Genomic DNA, 19248 nt, shown 5'->3' with positions numbered 1-19248 from the left:
GGACGAGGAAGTCTTGGTCTGACGGGACCTCACTTCGGGGCCACTACGCCCTCGGGCAACACCAGCACTTCGAGCCGCGCTTCGGGCGCGAGGTAGCGATTCGCGACCGCCTGCACGTCCACCGGGGACAGCGCCAGGAGGCGATCCCTGGCCAGTTCGAACCGTTCGATCCGGTCGGGCTGCGTCTGCGCCCGGTCGACTAGCGACATCCAGCCGCCATTGCTCTTGAGCGCGTTCTGCAAGCCTTCGATCATCGGCTGGCGGGCGCGGCGCAGGATGTCCTCACTTACCGGCGCGGCGCGCAATTCGCTTACGACCTGGCGGATAGCGGCGCGAGTGGCGGGCACTTCCGAGACTTCGACCGAGGCATTGACGCTGAAGACACCGTATCCCTTCCACTCATGCGAGAGGTAGCTCGACGCGGAAGGGGAATAGGCCTTGCCGAGCGCTTCGCGCAGTTGGTCGGTCAGTTCGACGCGCATGACCCGCTCCAGCATTTCGAGCGCCAGCGTTTCGACCGGATCGCTATCGTCGCGGGTCGGCCACGTGATCCGCAGCAGCGCCTGATCGGAAGGGCCGGTGTGGCGGATCACGCGGGCCGAGCGGTCCTTCGTGAACGGGCGGGCAGGCTGGTCGCCGTAGTCCCGGAACGCTGTTTCGCGGGCGGGCAGGGCGCCCAGCGTGGCGCCTACCAGGGCGATCGTCCGCTCCTCGTCGATGTCGCCCACGACGCCGACCTCGATCGCGCCGTGTGCCAGCCGATCGCCGATGTCCTTCTGGAACCGGGCATACGTGAGCTGCCGGTAGTCCTCAACCTTCTGCAGGCTGAAGCGGGGATCCTTGTCCGAAAGGATCGCTCCAAGGTCCGCCTGCAGCGCCGATGCGGGAGTGGCGCGGGCCTGGGCGAAGTAGTTGTTGATCTGCTGGCGGTACTGCACCTCGCCTTCGGGGCGATAGCCGGGCGCGGTCATCAATGCGGTCAGCAGCTGCAACTGGAGTTCGAGGTCTCGCGGCGTCGTCGCGACCTGCGAATCGAAGCTGGCTTCGCTGCGTGAAAGCCCGAAGCCCACGGTTTTTCCGGCCAGGATCGAATCGAGATCGTCGCGGCTGTGGAGGGCCAGGCCACCTTCGTCGAGATAGGGCGTCATCTCGCTCGCCAGTGGGTTGGCGCGCGTAGCGAGCCTGTCGCCGCCGTCGATCGCGAGGCTGACCCGAACACGGTCGGATTCGAGATCGGTCCGCTTGAGGTTGAGCATGACACCGTTGGCGAAGCGGACCTCGCGGATGCCGAGGCTGGCCGTACGGATGTCGCTGATAACCTCGCCCGGCTTGCCGAAATCGGTGTAGGCAAACTGCGCTGTAGTACCGGTAGTTTCGCGAACGATCCTTGCGTGCATGACCTTGCGCCATGTTTCGCGCAATGCTGCCTCGCCGCCTTCGGGGGCCTGCCGTCCCTGAAAGCGGATCAGCGGTTTGTCGAGCGCCAGCGCTTCGCGTTTCATTGCCGCCAGCACGGCCGCCGGAGTGATGCGCGGGGCAAACGCCTCGAAGCGCTCATGGGCGGACTGCGGGGTGGACGGTACCAGTTCGTCCTCCACCAAGGAAAGCGCAAGCTGCGTCAATGCCGCGTTGCTGCGGGTGGCGGCGGAACTCGCCGCGTTGGCGAGAGCGGTGCGGATCTGCGCCACCTGCTCCGCCACTTCGTTTGGCTGGAAGCCGTAAGTCAGCGCCCGGCGGTATTCGCGTCCAGCGGCGTCCAGGCCAGTGCGCCATTTGCCATCGACGCTGTCAATGATGAGCCGGGTCGAACGCCCCGCGTCGAAGACGTCGCCCGTGCCGAAACCGGCGCCTCTGAATGGAGGCTCGGCGCTGCGCGAAAGGCGCTGCAGGCGGCGATTGACGACGTCGTAGCCGATCGATCGCAATAGCCCCTCGCGGCGTTGGGCCACGCTATCGGGTTCATCCTGGTGCTTGCCATTGCGTTGCACGGTGACTCGCTCGGCAAGGGCGGGGTCGACGTGGATTTCGGCGCGATCACCATCCTTGGGACGGATGGGGCCGGCATCGGGTTGGGGCGCGGCGGGTGCGCCTTTCCAGTCGTTGAAATGGCGCACGATCGCGGCCTCGACAGCATCAACGTCGAAATCGCCGACGATCACCAGCGTGACATGGGAGGGCACGTATTCGCGTTCGTAGAACGCGCGCAGGGTATCGGCCGTCGCGGCGTTTAGCGTGTCGACCTTACCGATCGGGAAGCGTTCGGAATAGCGCGCCTGCGGGTAGAAGAATTTGGTCGAGCCGATCGTGTTTCGCAGTGACCAGGAATTCCGGTCGCGCATTTCGGCGAGAACCACGCCGCGCTCCCGGTCGATGGCGCCCTGCGAGATCGTGAGGTTGCCCGCCGTCTCGCGCATGAGCATGAGCGCGGTGTCGAGCAGGGCAGGGTCGGCGCGGGGCAGGTCGAGCTTGTAGAGCGTGCGGTCGAAGCCGGTGGAGGCATTGGTGTCAGCACCGAACGCCAGTCCTTCGCGCTCGAGCAACGGGATCATCTGGCCTTCGGGAATGCGCGACGAGCCGTTGAAGGCCATGTGCTCTACGAAGTGAGCGAAACCCTGCTCCTGCTCGGTTTCATCAAGTGACCCGGCTTCCACGTCCATTCGCACGATGCCGGTTCCCGCGGGCGTGGCATTGTGCCGGATGACGTAGCGCAGACCGTTATCGAGCCGGCCGAAGCGGAAGTCAGCGTCGAGCGGGACGTCGCTGCGCTCGAACGCCCAGGCGGCGGCGTCTCGAACGGGGTGTTCCCTCGCGGCCAGCGGCAATGGCGCCAGCACGAGCAGGGTCGCAATCAGGTAACCTCTCATCGGGGTATGGAGTGCCCCGATGAGTGCGGGTTGGCAAGGGGCGGAAGGTTACTTGCCCTTGCCGCCCACACCCTTGAGATAGGCTTCCATGCCTTTGATGTAGTCCGGGTTGAGCATCAGCGCGCTGTTGGCCATGCGCTCCACCTGGCGCGATGAATCGCGCCCGACTTCGGCGCACAGGTCTATGGCGACCTTGGCGGCGCCCATTTGCTCGCCGTTCTGCTTGGCGAGGTGGCGGCAGAAATCCATGACTTCGGCCTCGAACGTCTCGTCCTCGTAGACCTGATGGACGAGGCCCATGGTGAAGGCCATCTCGGCGCTGGCGGGCTTGTTCGCCATGATGAGCCAGCGCGCCCAGTGCGGGCCGCACAGCCGGGTCAGGCGAGAGACGCCGCCGGACGCGGGGAGTACTCCGAACAGCCCCTCAGGGAACGCATACCCTGCGCTTTTCGCGGCGAGGCGGAAGTCGCATGAGAGGCTCAATTCCAGCCCGCCGCCCACGCACATCGCATGGTGCGCGACGACGATGGGCTTTTCCACGTGCTCCATCTCATCCCACAACTGCTGCATGTTGTTGAGGTTGAGGCGGTGGTTCTCGCGGATCTTGCTCGCGGTGTTGGCGGCGACGTTGGCCTGCGAAGGAATGTTGCGATTGCCGCCGCGCAGGTCCGCGCCCGAACTGAAATAGCGCCCGGCAGACCGGATCAGCATCACTTTGAGTTCGCTCGTCTCGCGCAGGCGCAGGACGGCTTCGGTCAGCCCGTCCATCATCTCGCGGCTGATGGCGTTGAGCTTGTCCGGCCGGTTGAGCGTGGCGATGAGGATGCCGTCGGTCTCCTCGGTCAGCAGGTGCGGTGTTTCTTCGGTCATCTCTTGTCCTTCTTCAACCGCGCGTGCGCGGCAGGCCGAGCCCGCGTTCGGCGACCATCGAGCGGTGCACCTCGCTGGTGCCACCGTAGATCGTCGTGCCGGCGGCATGGCGATAGCACTGGTTGAGGAAGCCCGCAGGCCCTTCGCGCTTGGACAGCGAGACCGGCGCTGTCAGGTCGAGCAGGTCGCGGCTGTCGCTCAGGAACTTCTCCGAGGAGTACATCTTCGACATCGGGCCGAAGCCGAAGTTGGGCTTCTTTTCCACGCTCGACCACTGCGCGCGGTAGGTCAGCATGTCCGAGATCCACAGGTGCGCGACGCTGCGGGCGAGACGGCACTGGGTGCGGGTCTCGCCTGCGATGCCGAGGTCCTCGGTCAGCGTCTCGGCCGCCTCGATCATTGCTTTCATGACCTTGGAGAAACCGCCGCCGTGTTCCAGTTCGAGCGCGGCGCTCATCGTCTTCACGCCGCCGTCGACTTCGCCCAGGCGCCACGAATCGGGGATCACCACGCCGTCGTAGAAGGTGATGTTGGTGCGCTCGTCCTGGAAGGTATGGACGGCCTGGACAGTCACGCCCTCGGTCTTGAGCGGCACGATGAACATCGTCAGGCCCTTGTGCTTGGGCACATCGGGATTGGTGCGCGTGAGCATCAGCACGTAGCTGGAGAGGTTGGCGCCGCTGGTCCACATCTTGGTGCCGTCGATGCGCCAGGAGCCGTCCGCCTGCTGCGTGGCCTTGCACTGCGCGGCGAAGACGTCGGAGCCGCAGGAGGGTTCGGAATAGCCCAGCGAGCACAGCACATCACCGCCGGTGATCTTCGGCAGAACCTCGGCCTTGAGTTCGTCGCTGCCGTACTTGTCGATCATCATCGCGACCATGGCCGCGACGTTGGCGCCGGGGGTGTTGTAGCCCTGGCGCTCCATCTCGCCCATCGCGGCGATGCGCGCGTAGGGCGTGATGTTGCGGCCCGAGAGGTGCTCGGGCAGGCCGGGGAACAGCAGGCTGTGCTCGGCAAGCATCTTGTGGACTTCGGGGACGTAGCCTTCCCAGGAATAGTGGAACTTCGCCTTCATTTCCGGCGTCACCTTGGTGGCGAACAGCTCGGCGATTTCGGCGCAGACGGCCCGGGCCTCATCGCCGAGGTCGAAGTCCAGCGGGACTTCGCCGGAGGCGGGCAGGGCGGGCTTTTCACCGGCGTAGAGGCGGCGGCCGGCCTCTTCAAGCGCCAGGGCGGGGTCTCCGGCGACTAGCGGCCAGCCCTTGGCACGAAGGTTGTAGAGGTGGATGTCATATTCGCTCGACAGGCCGAAGCCGCCGAACGTGTGCAGCCCCTGCGCGACCGCGCGCGCGGCGGCGTCGCAGGCGTACCAGTAGGCGAGCGAGATCGTCGCGCCCGCTTCGTCGGAAGCATCGTAGATGTCGCGGATGGCCTTCCAGGCGAGGAACTTGGCGCCGTCGACGTCGCAGAGCAGGTCGGCCAAAGGGTGTGAAATGCCCTGGAAGGTGCCTATGAGCTGGCCGAACGCCTTGCGCTCTCCCGCGTATTCGGCCGCCATCTTGAGCGCCTGACGGCCGATGCCCGAGAGGCCGACGGCGATGTAGAGCTTCCACTCCTCCAGCGCGGCGGCAAACTGGCCGAACGCTTCGTCGCCCGAGGCGAGCACGGTGGTCTCGCCGGCGCCGAGGTCCAGTTCGGCAATTGGTGTCGTAGCGAGGTTCGCCTCGCCTTTGCCAGCCACCGTCACCAGAACCACATCGGAGCCGCGCCGGGCGACAACGGCCTTGGCCACTGCCCCGCCCGCGATCCACTGCACTGGCTTGTCGGCAATGTCGTGCATGGCGATGGTGACCACTGTCTCGCCGCCGATCGCCGCTTCGAGCAGGTCGTCCTGCCCGCCGAGCTGGGCCAGCAGGCGCGTGGCGACCAGCGCTTCGGCGAGCGGGCCGGAGACGAGCGTGCGCCCCGCCTCCTCCATCAGCAGCGCTGCATCGAACAGGCCCAAATCCATGCCGCCGGCCTCCTCGGGCACGCGCATCGCGAAAGCGCCTAGGTCAGCGAGGCCGCTCCACAGGCCAGCGTCGAAGCCGTCGGTCTCCTGCGCCTTGCGAACGCGCACGGTGCTGGAATGCTCGTCAAGAAAGCGCGCGAAGGTGTCGCGCATCATTTCCTGTTCGTCGGTGAGGTCGAAGTTCATGGCAGACTTTCCCGGGGCTTATCGTTGTCGGTTCAGCGGTTACAGGCGCGCTTCACCTACGGTCCTGAACACAGGTCGCAGGGGCGTTCAATCCACCTTGCTTGGCAATCGCGGGCACGATGCGGAAGGTGTTTTCCGGCGGCTTCGGGCACCGCGGCAGGCGAGGCGCAAGTTCCCGTTAGGGGAGGGCAATCGCACAAGCGATAGCTACTGTCCGGGACGAGGCCGTATGGCAAGCGGGCAGCGACAGGGATAGTCTCCGCTATCCCGGTGCAGCCATGAAAGGGAGCGCCTTGATCCGCCCAATGCCCGAATTCGGCCTGCATGCGCCCGCGCGGCTCGGCGCATGATCGCCTGCGCCTCGTTCGACGTGTTTGCGGTGCCCGGCTATCGCCGCGTCATCCGGATCGAACCGAGCGAGAAAGCGGTGCGCGCGCTGCTCGAGGACGACCTGCATGCCATGGTGGTCGAACTTCAGCACGACAGCATACGGGTCACAGGCGTCACCGCATTCATGGACCGCATTCCATGGACGACCTGTCCCGGCGCCGAGCAGGTACTGCGTGACACTTTCACCGGCGTGCCGCTGGCCGAAGTCACGGCACGGCACGACAAGCAGGCCAACTGCACGCACCTCCATGACCTCGCGATGCTCGCATCCGCCCACGCGGGCGACGCCGGGCCGAGCGAATTGAGCTTTGCCGTCAGCGATCCGCGACAGGGCGAGCGTGTGCTCGAAGGGCGCCGCGACGGTGCCCTGATCCACCGCTGGACCGAGCGGGACGGCATTCTGGCCCAGCCTGCCGCCGTGGCCGGCCAGTCACTGCTCACCTTGCGCGACTGGATCGCTGGGCTTGCAGGGGGCGTACAGGAGGCTGCCCGATTGCTACAATGGGCCGGCCTCGTCGCACATGGCCGCACCATGTCCGACACAGACAAGCATGCAGCGCTGTTTCACCGCCCCAGTTGCTTTACCATGCAGCACGGGCACGTGGAGCACGCCATCAAGGCTGCGCCGACGAAGGATTTCAGTTCCGGCGCCCTCCACCCGCTGGATGGCCTTCGCGAACGATTTGAGCGCAGTCAAAGCTGACAGGAAGAACCCGGGGAACAACAACCGGCGCCACTCGCACTACATGGGAGACGAGAGATGGAAATGAACGACATGGTGCTCATCAGCGTGGATGATCACATCAGCGAACCGCCCGACATGTTCCAGAACCACCTTTCCGGCGCGCTGCTCGAATCCGCGCCCAAGATGGTCAAGGACGAGAACGGCAAGGACGTATGGGTCTACCAAGGCCAGAGCTTCGCGTCGGTGGCGCTCAACGCCGTGGTCGGCCGTCCCTTCGAGGAATACGGCATGGAACCGACCTCGCTCGACCAGCTGCGCGAGGGGGTCTACCGGGTGGACGAGCGGGTCAAGGACATGAACGTCAACGGCGTCGCCGCCTCGCTCAACTTCGGCTCGGTGTTCGATTTCGCCGGCGGCCGCCTCCACCGCGTCCCCGACAAGGCGCTCGCGGTCAAGCACGTCAGCGCCTACAACGACTGGCACATCGACGAGTGGTGCGGCGCCCATCCGGGCCGCTTCATCCCCTGCGCCATCCTCCCCACCTGGGACATGGACGCGACGATTGCCGAGCTGAAGCGAGTCACCGACAAGGGCTGCCACACCGTCTCGATCAGCGAGAACCCGACCTGCCAGGGCCTGCCCTCGATCCACAACGCCTACTGGGACCCGTTCTACAAGGCGATCACCGACCTCGACATGACGATCTGCATTCACATCGGGGGCGGCAATCCGGCGCCGCACGCCTCGATGGAAACGCCGATCGAGGCGTGGATCTCGACGATGCCGATGACCATCGCCTATGCCGCTTCGGACTGGCTGCAGCTTGAGGCGCTGCACAAGTATCCCGACATGCGCATCGCCCTGTCCGAAGGCTCGATCGGCTGGGTACCCTACTTCACCGAGCGCGCCGACTTCTCGAACTCGCGCCACAAGTACTGGACCAATTCGCGCTTCCAGCACCTCAAGCCGAGCGAGATGTTCCGGCGCCACTTCCTCAACTGCTTCATCGACGACGCCTTCGGCCTGCAGAACGTGAAGTTCATCGGCGAGGACAACATCGCGTACGAGTGCGACTATCCGCACTCCGACACGCTCTGGCCCGAAGTGCCCGAGCGCCTGTGGCCGACCATCAACCACCTGACCGACGCGCAGATCGACAAGATCACCCACGGCAACGCGATGCGCTGGTTTCGCTTCGACCCGTTCGAGCATCACGCCAAGGCGGACCTAACGGTGGGCGCCCTGCGCGCCAAGGCCAAGGCGGCAGGCGTCGACATCACACCCAAGTCCTCGCTCGGCGAACGTCCGCTGGCGGAAGGCGACGTGCGCCCGGTCACCTCGGGCGACATCATGCAGATGTTCATGCGCCACGACGACGCCGACCGCATGAGCCGCATGGCCGGGCAGGAGGCGTGAAAAAAGGGCCGATGACCGAACTTTAATCGAGCATCCTCCCTTCGCCGGCGCGAGGGGAGGAGTTTGTTGACGAAGCACATGCGCAGCGCCCGTTTCTGATGGCGCGTGCCGCCGGACTTTGCGACGATGTGAAAGAACCTGAACTAACGCAGCAGGTGAGCGCGATGCAGGAAGCATGTGGCAAGTGTCGCGTGCATAACGGGCCAACGGCGTCCATCGGCATGGCTGCTTTCGGGGAAGCGCCTACGCCGTGGGAGAAGGACTGAAAGGGGGGTGGAAGCGGACAATCCGTTCGTCGATAGCGTGCCTGGGAAGCCGACGTTGTGGGAAGCGACGGCATGGCCTACGTTCAGGCCTATGATCGGCAGGGCGCGGAGCTAGTGTCCCCTGACGCGGAATTGACTCTCCAGTACAAGCTGGTCGCGGCGAAGGCCGGATACGCTCTGGCTGAACAGGATGTGGGGGTTCTTTACGCACGCGGTGGGGATGTGCCGCTCGGACTGCTTGGCTACAAAAGTCTGCTGCTCAAGGATGGTCTGGCGGGCTGATGAGGCTTGTGTTAGTTTATAACCGTGCATTCGGCGTCGAACCCGATGCTGCCAAAACTGCTGCTTATATTAGGCTATTTCTGGTTCGATCTGCCCCCGATGCAGAGCAAGCCGAGTGGCTTAGCGGCTTTGAAAAGCATCTGTCGCCATCCGATAAGAAGCGAGCTGACGACATCGTCCGCAACTATCACCCAGCAACACAGTTGACCCTTAAGGGACTTTCCGGACAACGCGCTGCGGAAGAAACAACACCCGGGGGATGACCGCTTTCGACACGCCGCACTTATCCGCTAAGCGGGCAAGTGCGGACAGTCCGCTTTCGCGCTGGAACCGCGTATTTTCGACGGCCACATCCCCGCCCGTACAGCGACGAATTATCCCGAGCGCTCCAGCGAGCCCCGCCCGCAAAAGAAAAGGCCCCGCGAGATGTCTCGCGAGGCCTTTTCCCGTTGGGATCAATAACCGATCAGGCGGCGTGCGAGAACTGCTCGACCGACGACTGCGGGTGCTGCGGGGCCGGGTCGGGCAGGCAGGCCATCATGGCGTCGCGCAGGCACTGGAACAGCGCCTCCGGATTGACCTTGTCGTCCTTGCCGTAGACCACGCTGATGACCAGCGGGTGGCCGTCCGGCTGGCGCGGGACGAGGCCGCTCAGGGCGTCGGCGCCGGTGCCGAAGCCGGCGGGGCCGAACACATGGCGCGGCTCGCGGCAGCCGTCGATCCGGGACATCATTTCAGAGAAGGCGAACTTGCCCTGTTCCTCGGCCTCGGCGTTGAGGCGGCGGACCATGCCTTCGCAGCGCTGGCGGGCGATGGTCGACAGCATCAGCCAGCCGGCGGCGCTGCGGGCGAGCGGTTCCTTGACGCCGCCCGCGAGTTCGCGGGTCGCGGCGAGGGCGCGAGGGCCGTGGCGCCAGTTGACGATCTGGGCGTCGAGCCCGACCATCGAGTGCAGCGCGACCGACAGGCCGGTTTGCGCCACGAGGCGGTCCATGAGGCGCACGATGCGTCCGTCACGCACCAGTTCGGGCTGGCCCGAGGTGCCGATCAGCGCGGCGCGGGGCGTCAGGCTGTAGGCGCGCGAGTAGGGGTCCTTGTGAAGCAGGCCCAGTTCAACCAGGCTCGAAAGCAGTTCCGACGTGCTCGACTGTGGTCGATTGTAACGGCGGACGATGTCCATGACGGTAGCTTCGCGGTGCGCGTCGTCGAAGTACTCCAGTACCTCGATGACCCGCCGTGCGATCTTGGCCTTGTTCGATGACGATGACGTCTTTCCAGACATGAGGTCTCTCCTCCCTCTGCTTGGTTGATGAACTCGCTTTGACGAGCCTGCCTCTTTCCCGGAGTCGTTGCCCAGATAACTGAGTCATTCTCGTTTTTTGCTCACTTGGGTTAGCATCAACACTCCTGTTCATCAAGCGACTCTTTTGTATACGACTTGACCGCAATCGAGCACGCCGCCGCCGATGCCCAGATCGCTCGGGCAGGGCCGTTGCGGACCTCCTCGAAAAGCATGCCGACGCAGCTCGGGGCTGGTCAACGGCGTTCTGTCGGGCCATGCCTTTCCAGCGATGAACGGAATCGGTTTGGATGCCCTGGAAGTCATGGATTGTGCGGGATTGACGGTATCGGCGGCAGAGATTGTCCATGCCGGATTCGCCTGGCCGGAGCCGATGACGTTCGTCGATCTGGATGCCGCGCCGCACCATTTGGAAATCGGTCCAATGCCGCCGTGGCCGGTGGTGGGGATAGGCGATCCAGCGCACCCTGTCGCAGCCGGGTTGGATACGGTGATCGATGCCGGCTCGTGTGCGGGCGTGATCGCAGGCGGCGTGATGCAGTCGCCGTTGGCCGCCGCGACGCTCGTCCAGCTCCTGCGCCTGCTTCCTTCCCTGTCGCTGGAGGACGGACTGACGGCGGAGTCGCTGGCCTACGCGACGCTCCAGGGCAGCGCCGCGCATCGGCATTGGATCGCGAGCCGGCCGGCGCCCGTGTGTGTGGTCGGCCCGGGCAGGATCGCCTTGTCCCGGGAAGGGGACGAGGTGGTCGCCATGCTCGACAGGGCGGAGGCGGGGAATGCCATCGACCGCCCAACGCGCGACGCATTGCACGAAGCCTTCGCGCTGGTGAACGCCGACCCGACCATCACCCGCCTCACCCTGCGCGCGAAGGGCAAGGCGTTCAGCCTGGGCGCAGACCTCACCGAGTTCGGCACGACGACCGACCCGGCGACGGCGCACATGATCCGCTGCCGGACGCTCCCGGCGCGCGAGGCGGCGCGCTGCGGCGACCGGTTCGCGGTGGAGATCGACGGGGCCTGCATCGGCGCGGGGCTCGAACTCGCCGCTTTCGCGAGCCGCATCACCGCGACACGGCGTTCGTGGTTCCAGCTGCCCGAACTGGCGATGGGGATCATCCCCGGCGCCGGCGGCTGCGTCTCGCTGACGCGGCGCATCGGGCGTCAGCGGACCGCGCTGATGGTGCTGTTAGGCCGGCGCATCGGCGCGCAACAGGCGCTCGAGTGGGGGCTGGTCGACGCGCTGGTGGACTAGCCGGCCGCCGGCGATCGTGGCGGCCACGTCGCCGCTGCCCAGCCGGGTTCGCGCGGCGGCCCAGGGGCGGTCGAGCAGGCAGAGATCGGCAGGCTCGCCCGGTGCGATCCGGCGCTGGCGGGGAAGGTCGAGCGGATCGGTGAGGTAGAGCGCGAGCGCGTGCTCGGGCGTCAGCGCTTCCTGCGGCCCGATCACCGCGCCGCCGGGCGTCGTGCGGCTGACGGCGGCGGCCATGGCGGACCACGGATCGGCGCTGCCGTAAGGCGCGTCGCTGCCGCCTGCCAGAGCCAGCCCGACGTCGTGCAGCGAGCGCAGGCGGTAGAGGTCCGGGTGGTGGCGCGGCTCGACGTCGGCAAGGTAGCGGTCGCCCCGCTCGGCGATGAAGTGCGGCTGGACGCAGGCGTGGAGGCCGAGTTCGGCCATGCGGGAGACCAGTTCGGGCGAGGCCACCGAGACGTGCTCGACGCGGTCGCCGGGCAGGGCGCCCGCCGCCTCGATCAGGGCAATGGTGAACACCAGTTCGACTTCGGTCACGCAATGGACCGCCAGTGCACGCCCCTCCGCATGGCCTGCGCGGACGAAGGCGAGGGCCTCGTCGAAGTCGGGCATGGCGGCTTCGTGGAGGTGCAGCTTGAGCGGGCCGAGGCGCCAACCGGACTGCGGAGCCTCTGCCAGCGACAGGGCGCCGGCAAGTACGGCGGACTGGAGCAGCCTGCCGTCTGCCTTTTGCTGCGCGAAATGGCGGGCGATGACGGGATCGTTGCGCGGTGACATGTCGGTCACGCCGGTCACCCCGCAACGCGCGAGTTCGGCGCTGACTTGCGCGAAGTCCGGCGGCAGGCTGCCGAGCGTTTGCTGCAGCCAAGAGTCCTCGTCGAAAAGGCGGCCGGTGAAGCGGTCGCCTGCGCGTTCGAGGCCCGGCGGCGGCGGGGCGATGGCAAGCAGTTCGTCTAGGGCGCGAGAGTTGAGCAGCCACATCCGGCCGGTGCGATGCTGCAGGCGCAAGGGGCGGTTGGGGACCATGCGGTCGAGCGCGGCGGCGTCGGGGAGAGTGCCGCCCATCACGCTTTCGTGGAAGCCGATGCCGCGCAGCCAGCCGGTTCCGGGCACCTGCAGCGCGCGGGCGAGGCCTTCGGCGTCCACGACTTCGGGCGGGCCGCAGGGCACCGAACCGCGCCGCGCCGCGAGGGCGGCGAGGTGGATGTGGTGGTCGTGCAGGCCCGGCAGCAGCGCGCCGCCGCGGGCCTCGATCACCGGTTCGTCGGGACGGGGGATGAGGCCGCCGATTTCGACGATGCGCGCGCCTTCGATGCGCACGCCGCAGCGCTGCCCGGCGAGTTCGGCGTCGCGGATCAGCACGGGGCAGGCGCGCCGAGATAGCGGGCGGTGTCGGCGCCGATCGCACGGACTTCGGCCGTCAGCAGGCGCGGCTGCACATGGGGGAAGCTGCTCCCGACCGACGAGCCCCACGCGCGCAGTTCGGCGTCGATCGCCGCGCGGTCGTGTCGGCGTTCCTCGGCCAGGGCCATGGCGGTGATCGCGCTCATCGACAGGCCTATACGCTGGGCCACGCCGCTGCGGTAGGCGGCAAGGCCCTCGCGCGCCGCGGTGATCCCGGTGAGGGGATCGGCGATGGCGTCGCCGACGTAGCCCAGCTCGCCGGTCAGGTCCGCCATCGCGCGCGACAGTCCGCCCGCGACGCCGCAGTCGTTGCCGATGCCGACCCACTCCGCCGCCTCGCCGCTCGTGCCGTGGCCGGTGACGGAGAGCCAGACGAGGCCCGGCACTTCGCGTACCAGCGCTTCCGCATCGATGCCGAGGTGCCGCAAGGCGCGGGGGCGCGAGGATTCGATCACCACGTCGGCGCGGCGGATCAGGGCGATGAGCGCGGCTTTTTCCACCTCGCTGGCGAAGTCGACGAGGAGGCTCGCCTTGCCCTGGTTGATGCGGTCGAAGGTCGCCGGATCGTCGCGGCGGATGAGGTCGGGCCGGGTGAGGCTTTCGACTTTGACCACCTCCATGCCCGCCTGCCAGAGGAGGTGGCCGGCGAGCGGCCCGGCCCAGATCGCGGAGAGATCGACCACCAGCGGACGGTGCCCGGCAGGGCGTTCGCGCCGCGCGCCGCGCAGCGTGATCTCGATCGGAGGTGATGCCGGGGTCTCGTCGGCCGAGGCCACCGGCAGGCCGAGGATACGTCCGGTGGCGACGAGATTGGCGCAATCGTGCCGCAGCACGGCCGCAGCAATCGCGTTCCAGTCGTGGCCGTCCACGTCAGCCTCGCCGAACAGCGCGGGCAGCAGTTCGCGGTCCACGTCGCGGATCAGGGTGAGCGCAAACCAGCCGCCGTCGCGGGTGGGCATGAGGCGACTGCCGCCGAGCCCTGCCGAGGTCCTGCCGGCAATGACGTAGCCGCCGTTCGACCCACGCTCGCACATCAGCGTCGCGCCGTCGGGAAGCGTGACGCCGTGCGCCCTGCGCATCGTCTCGAGTTGCCTCTGGGCCCAGCGCGCCAGCGGGATCGCCGGGCCGGACGCGGCGTCAGTCGGCAAGTACATCCTTGACCTTGCGGCGCAGCAGCTTGCCCATCTCGTTGTAGGGCAGTTCGGCGACGAAGGCGATCCGCTCGGGCACGCGCGAGGAGCGCAGGCGCGAGCGGACGAGTTCCTTCAGTTCGGCCTCGCCCGGCGCGGAATGGCCTTCGCGGGTGACGATGGCGACGCCGACCGTCTCGCCCCATTCGATCGACGGAATGGCGCAGGCGCAGGCATCGGCGATGGCGGGATGGCTGAGCAGCACGTCCTCGATCTCGCCGGGCGACATGTTCTCGCCGCCGCGCACGATCACGTCGTCGGCGCGGCCGGAAAGGAAGAGGTAGCCGTCCTCGTCCATGAAGCCGGCGTCGCGAGTGGGGAACCAGCCAGCCGCGTCGAGCGCGCTCTTTTCCTTGTATTCGCCCGAGACCTGGTCGCCGCGCACGTAGATTTCGCCGGGTTCGCCCACGGGCAGGACTTCGCCATTCTCGCCGCGGATTTCCATCTCGATCGTGGGGATCGGCTTGCCCAGCGAGGTCAGGCGGGCGCGAATCTTGGGATCGTCGGAAGCGAGCGCTTCGCGGTGGTCCTCGGGGCCGAGCAGGGCGACGGTCGAGCTGGTTTCGGTGAGGCCATAGGCATTGGTGAAGCCCGCATCCGGGAAGCGTTCGAGCGCCTTGTGAATGACCTCGAGCGGCATCTTGCCGCCGCCGTAGGCGATGGCGCGCAAGGTGGCGGTCCGGGCCGCGACGCCCTTTTCCATGGCATCGACGATGCGGGCCAGCATGGTGGGAACAACGAAGGCGTTGGTGATCGCCTCGCCCTCGACCAGCGCAAGCCAGCCTTCGGGCGAGAAGTTGGGCAGCATCACGATCTTGCGCTGGGCGTAGATCGACGAGAGCAACGCCGAGATTCCGGCGATGTGGTAGGGCGGGACCACCACCAGCGCGGCGTCGGCCTCGTCGGCGCTGGCGAACTCGACGGTGCCCAGGATGTAGCCGATGAGGTTGGAGTGGCGCAGGATCGCCGCCTTGGGTGCGGCGGTGGTTCCGCTGGTGAACAGCTGGATCGCCACCCCTTCGCCGGGGTCGTACTCGCGCGCGTCGTCGCCGGGTACGGTTTCCTGCGCCTTGAGCGTGAACTCCTCGCGCGCCAGGACGGTGTGGTCCTGGTCACCCGCGATGCGAAGCACGCGCTCCTCGTCGCCGATCACCAGCGCGGGCGAGATGCGGCCGAGGAGGGCGGCCAGGTCCGCGTCGGGCAGGCGGTAGTTGAGCGGGCAGTAGGGCACCCCCGCCAGGGCCGCACCGAACACCGCGATCACCGCCGCCTCGCTGCTCTCGTCGAGCAGCGCGACGTATTCGGCGCCGCTTTCCTGGATCAGCTCGAAGCTCCCGCGCGCGGCGGCGAGGAGGTCGCCGTAGGTCCAGCGCTTCCCGTCGCACACGAGGGCGATGCGGTCGGGGGCGGCCTCGGCGGCCATTTCGAGAAGGAGAGCGATGTTCATCGGTTTGCGGTGTGCCTGTCGGGAGGAGGGGAGGTCAGTCGGAAGCGGCCATCAGTCCGAAGCAGGAAGCGGCTTGGCGTCCTTGACGACGAGCGCGGTGCCGTCGACCGAGAGCGAACCCTTGCCCGGCTTCACGCAGAGCAGTTCGTACTGGCCGTCGGCGTCGACGTAGCGCTTGCCCATCAGCGTGCCGGCCGAGAAGTCGGCGGCGAGCGGCGCGGCCTCGGCGGGCTTGGCTTCGCCCATCGGCGAGCCGCCGCATTCGATCTGGCCGTCGGCGGCGCGGATCACCATGACCTCGGTGTCGCAGGTGGCGCTCTTGAGGCGGGTTCCAGGCTTCATTTCAGGTTCCTTGTCGTTCGTGTGTGCGTGAGGTCGGGCGGCGCGCGGTCACGCGATGGCGCTCGATTGTTTTAGGCGCTCGATCTCGGGCCATTCAAGGCCCAGTTCGAGCAGTACCGTCTCGGTATGTTCGGATAGCTGCGGGGCGCGGGTAGTGGCGAAGGGCTCATGGTCGAACTGGACGGGGCTGCGCACGATGCGCATCGGCGCGGAGCCGTCGATCGGGTCGACCTCGATGAAGCTGTCGTTGGCGATGGCCTGCGCGTCCTCGCCCAGTTCGAGCAGGGTCTGCACGGCGGCCCACTGGCCGCGCATGGTCTTGAGATGCTCGCACCAGTAGGCGAAGGGGCGGGCGGCGATGGCCTGGGTGATCACCGCGCTCGCCGCCTCGCTGTTCGCCATCAGCGACAGGGCATCGACGAAGCGGGGGTCTTCGGCGGCCTCGGGGACGCCTAGGTGCGTGAAGGTGTCGAGGATGTAGGGCCCGGGGACCATGATGAAGAGGCTGATCGCGCGGGCGTCGCTGGTCAGGAAATGGCCGAGGAACGGGTTGACCATCGCCCCGCCGGGCTTGGGGGCGGAGACGCGCATCTGCTTGCCGGTGTGCAGATAGGGCGCGACGACCTGGCCCATCGACCACATCGCGCTGTTCAGCAGCGACACGTCGACCTCGGAGGTCTCGCCCGTCTGCGCGCGGTTGTAGAGCGCGGCCGCGATGCCGCCGGCGAGGAACATGCCGCTGATGGAATCGCCGAGGCCGCCGACGCCCATCGTCAGCGGAACGTCGAACTCCTGCGGGGTCAGCGCGTCGCCGAGGCCCGAGTGGATCCAGAACGCGGTGGCATCGAAGCTGCCCCGGTCGCGCATCGGGCCCTTGTCGCCGTAGCCGGTGCCGCGCGCGTAGATGATGTCGGGATTGGCGGCGCGGATGTGCTCGACGTCGATCTTCAGCTTCTGCCGGGCGGAGGGGAGGTAGTTGGTGAGGAACACATCGGCGGTCTTCGCCAGCTCGTAGATGAGCGCCTGGCCCTCCTCCGTGCCGACGTCGATGCCGATGCTGCGCTTGCCGCGGTTGGGGTGCTCGAGCATCGGGTTGACGACGGCATCGAGCTTCGCGCCGGCGATCGTCAGCATCCCGCGCTGGGTGTCGCCGCGCACCGGATGCTCGACCTTGATCACGTCGGCGCCCCATTCGGCCAGCACCGCGCCGGCCGCAGGGACGAAGACGAACTGGGCGACTTCCAGCACCCGGACGCCTTTCATCACCTGCTTCATGTGCGGTCCTGTTTCCTGCAAGGGAGCTTCGAAAGCCTCAGGCGATCGCGCCCTTGGCCTTCCACTCCTCGATCTTGTCCCACTCGATGCCCATTTCCATGAGCACGAGTTCGGTGTGCTCGGAAGCCTGGGGCGAGCGCGTGGTCTCGGTCGCTTCGCCGTTCCACTGCACGGGGCCGCGCACCAGCTTGAGCGGGGCGCCGCCGTCGGCGCCCTCGACCTCGAGGATCATGTCGTTGGCGAGCGCCTGCTCGTCGGTCAGCAGGTCGTGGAAGCTCTGCACCGGGGCCCACTGGCCCGAGTAGGTCTTGAGGTGCTGGCGCCAGTACGCGAAGGGCTGGGCGCCGAACGCCTTGACCAGGATGTCGCTGGCGGCGCCGGCATTCTCGAACAGCGGGCGCGGTTCGGAGAAGCGTGGGTCGTCGGCGGCCTCGGGCACGCCGATGTGCTCGAACAGGCTGCGTATGTGGCCGGTGGGCGAGATCGTGCAGAGGTTGATCGTGCCGTTGTCGGAGGTCTGGTAGTTGCCCATGAACGGGTTGCGCGCGGCGCCGCCCGATCCCGGCATCGGGTTGCGGGTGAGCACCCCGGTCTCGGCGACCTGCGCGATCAGCGCACCCGAGGCCCAGGCGGCGGCGCTCAGCAGCGAGACGTCGAGTTCGGTCGCCTCGCCGGTCTTCTCGCGGTGGTAGAGCGCGGCGGAGATGCCGCCGGCGATGAACATGCCGCCGATCGAATCGCCGAAGGCAGGGATGCCCTGCGAGAGCGGAGCGCCCAGTTCCTCGGGCGTCATCGAGTACGCGACGCCGCTGCGGGCCCAGAAGCAGGTGCCGTCGAAGCCGCCGACCAGCCGCTCGGGGCCCTTGTTGCCCAGCGCCGAGCCGCGTGCGTAGATGATGTTCGGGTTGACCGCGCGGATGTGCTCGATGTCGAACTTGTTCTTCTGGCGCACCTGCGGGAGGTAGTTGGTCAGGAACACGTCGCACTGCTTCGCCAGTTCGTAGAGCACTTCCTGGCCCTCGGGCGTGGAGAGGTCGATGCCGACGCTGCGCTTGCCGCGGTTGGGGTGTTCGAACAGCGTGTGGCGCAGCGGGTCGAGCGTGACGCCGCCCATGTTGAGGAAGCCGCGCTGGGTGTCGCCCCGCACCGGATGCTCGATCTTGATGACGTCGGCGCCCCAGTCGGCCAGCACGCCGCCGGCGGCGGGCGTGAAGGTGAACTGTGCGACTTCGAGGACGCGCACGCCCTCCATGACCTTTGTCGACATCTGCTGCCAGTCCCTGTCGTTATCTTGTGATTCGATTGCATGATTTTCGAATGCGGTCCGCTTTTCAGCCGGTTCCGCGGTCTGTTCGATGTGCGCGCAAAGCCGGGGAGGATCAACCGGCGACCCCATCGTGCGGACGATCATGGCTCCAGGACCCAGCGTTTCCGGGGATTTAGCGGTCGAGGGAAGGTGGCTTGGGGGGAAATGCCGCAGCAGCGATAACGTTGATCAAACTGCGTTCGCAGTTGCAACAATTGCAATTGACCCATGCACTTGGAGATACTAACTTAGCTTAGTAAGTTCGAAACACCGACTACGCCAGGTTCGCAGATCAGGAGACACACCATGAAGAAGTTCGCAGCCATCATCGCCCTCGCCACTGTCGCCGCCGTTCCGGCCGTCGCCTTCGCCGAGACCACCCAGGTCCGTGAAGTGACCGAAGAAGCTGCCTCGCCCGTCGCGCTCAACGCCGGCAAGATGCTCTATGCCGCCGACGGCTTCCGCATCGCGCCGATCTACCGCGTCACTGCCGAGGGCAACCCGCAGGTCATCCTCAACGGCCGCCTCGTGACCGTCCCGGCTTCGAGCCTGAGCGACGTCGCCGGCAAGGTGACCTCGTCGCTGTCGAAGAAGGAAATCGCTTCGGCGAAGTAAGCTTTTCAAAAAGCTTTCAAATCAGGAAAGGGCGGTGTCGATGGCGCCGCCCTTTTCGTTTGCGCTGCGGGGAGGCGACCAAAAAGTCAGTTCGCGTCGAGCGAAGGTGGGGCATGCCGCACCGCTTATTGTCATGCCCGAGGGCTCCCC

General features: G+C 66.9%; 15 protein-coding genes. 5 read left to right on the top strand and 10 right to left on the bottom strand.

Annotation, left to right across the window (positions count from 1 at the left end; translation table 11 throughout):
- Positions 1–29 precede the first annotated feature (29 nt).
- From AC07M9_RS09130 to AC07M9_RS09120, 3 genes are read right to left on the bottom strand one after another with little or no spacing between them, the layout of a single operon-like run.
- Positions 30–2864: a M16 family metallopeptidase gene (locus AC07M9_RS09130; RefSeq protein WP_494883142.1), complete on the bottom strand. Its 2835-nt coding sequence runs from the start codon at positions 2862–2864 to the stop codon at positions 30–32.
- A gap of 48 nt (positions 2865–2912) precedes the next feature.
- On the bottom strand, positions 2913–3734 hold the full coding sequence (locus AC07M9_RS09125) for an enoyl-CoA hydratase/isomerase family protein (protein WP_494883140.1): 822 nt from the start codon (positions 3732–3734) through the stop codon (positions 2913–2915).
- 13 nt (positions 3735–3747) lie between these two features.
- Entirely contained in the window at positions 3748–5931 is a 2184-nt protein-coding gene (locus tag AC07M9_RS09120) for an acyl-CoA dehydrogenase family protein (RefSeq protein ID WP_494883138.1), read from the bottom strand.
- Between the two features lie 346 nt (positions 5932–6277).
- Between AC07M9_RS09120 and AC07M9_RS09115 the strand changes: the two genes are divergently transcribed.
- From AC07M9_RS09115 to AC07M9_RS09105, 3 genes are all read left to right on the top strand, one after another.
- Entirely contained in the window at positions 6278–7024 is a 747-nt protein-coding gene (locus AC07M9_RS09115) for a DUF2889 domain-containing protein (protein WP_494883136.1), read from the top strand.
- 57 nt (positions 7025–7081) lie between these two features.
- The gene (locus AC07M9_RS09110) at positions 7082–8422 is read left to right on the top strand and encodes an amidohydrolase family protein (protein WP_494883134.1); all 1341 of its coding nucleotides are present in this window, start codon (positions 7082–7084) and stop codon (positions 8420–8422) included.
- A 338-nt stretch (positions 8423–8760) separates the two neighbouring features.
- Entirely contained in the window at positions 8761–8970 is a 210-nt protein-coding gene (locus tag AC07M9_RS09105) for a hypothetical protein (protein WP_494883132.1), read from the top strand.
- Between the two features lie 466 nt (positions 8971–9436).
- Here AC07M9_RS09105 and AC07M9_RS09100 read toward each other — a convergent pair whose 3' ends face one another.
- The gene (locus AC07M9_RS09100) at positions 9437–10252 is read right to left on the bottom strand and encodes a helix-turn-helix domain-containing protein (RefSeq protein ID WP_494883130.1); all 816 of its coding nucleotides are present in this window, start codon (positions 10250–10252) and stop codon (positions 9437–9439) included.
- A 289-nt stretch (positions 10253–10541) separates the two neighbouring features.
- Between AC07M9_RS09100 and AC07M9_RS09095 the strand changes: the two genes are divergently transcribed.
- Positions 10542–11522 carry an enoyl-CoA hydratase/isomerase family protein gene (locus AC07M9_RS09095; protein ID WP_494883128.1) on the top strand — a complete coding sequence of 327 codons (981 nt, stop codon included), beginning with the start codon at positions 10542–10544 and terminating at the stop codon, positions 11520–11522.
- On the opposite strand, the gene AC07M9_RS09090 is transcribed toward AC07M9_RS09095, so the two are convergent.
- The 6 genes from AC07M9_RS09090 to AC07M9_RS09065 are packed head-to-tail and all read right to left on the bottom strand — an operon-like array spanning position 11457 to position 18444.
- Positions 11457–12881 carry an amidohydrolase family protein gene (locus tag AC07M9_RS09090; RefSeq protein WP_494883126.1) on the bottom strand — a complete coding sequence of 475 codons (1425 nt, stop codon included), beginning with the start codon at positions 12879–12881 and terminating at the stop codon, positions 11457–11459. The genes AC07M9_RS09095 and AC07M9_RS09090 overlap by 66 nt on opposite strands.
- Positions 12875–14077 (bottom strand): CoA transferase, encoded by a 1203-nt coding sequence (locus AC07M9_RS09085; protein ID WP_494883125.1) that lies wholly within the window; start codon positions 14075–14077, stop codon positions 12875–12877. Before AC07M9_RS09085 ends, AC07M9_RS09090 begins: the two co-directional genes overlap by 7 nt.
- On the bottom strand, positions 14061–15560 hold the full coding sequence (locus AC07M9_RS09080; protein WP_494883124.1) for a class I adenylate-forming enzyme family protein: 1500 nt from the start codon (positions 15558–15560) through the stop codon (positions 14061–14063). The genes AC07M9_RS09085 and AC07M9_RS09080 overlap by 17 nt, the downstream gene beginning before the upstream one ends.
- Positions 15561–15611: 51 nt before the next feature.
- Entirely contained in the window at positions 15612–15902 is a 291-nt protein-coding gene (locus AC07M9_RS09075; protein WP_494883122.1) for a hypothetical protein, read from the bottom strand.
- 48 nt (positions 15903–15950) lie between these two features.
- Complete coding sequence (locus AC07M9_RS09070; RefSeq protein WP_494883120.1) at positions 15951–17177, bottom strand: CaiB/BaiF CoA transferase family protein; 1227 nt, start codon at positions 17175–17177, stop codon at positions 15951–15953.
- Between the two features lie 37 nt (positions 17178–17214).
- Positions 17215–18444 (bottom strand): CaiB/BaiF CoA transferase family protein, encoded by a 1230-nt coding sequence (locus tag AC07M9_RS09065; protein ID WP_494883119.1) that lies wholly within the window; start codon positions 18442–18444, stop codon positions 17215–17217.
- Between the two features lie 345 nt (positions 18445–18789).
- On the opposite strand from AC07M9_RS09065, the gene AC07M9_RS09060 reads away from it, so the two are divergent.
- Positions 18790–19098, top strand: a complete 309-nt coding sequence (locus AC07M9_RS09060; protein WP_494883118.1) for a hypothetical protein — start codon at positions 18790–18792, stop codon at positions 19096–19098.
- The last annotated feature ends 150 nt before the right edge of the window (positions 19099–19248 follow it).

This window comes from Novosphingobium sp. GW821-FHT09E05 (assembly GCF_059416165.1).
The sequence above is the reverse complement of the archived record's forward strand: the minus strand, read 5'-3'. Positions and strand labels throughout refer to the sequence as shown.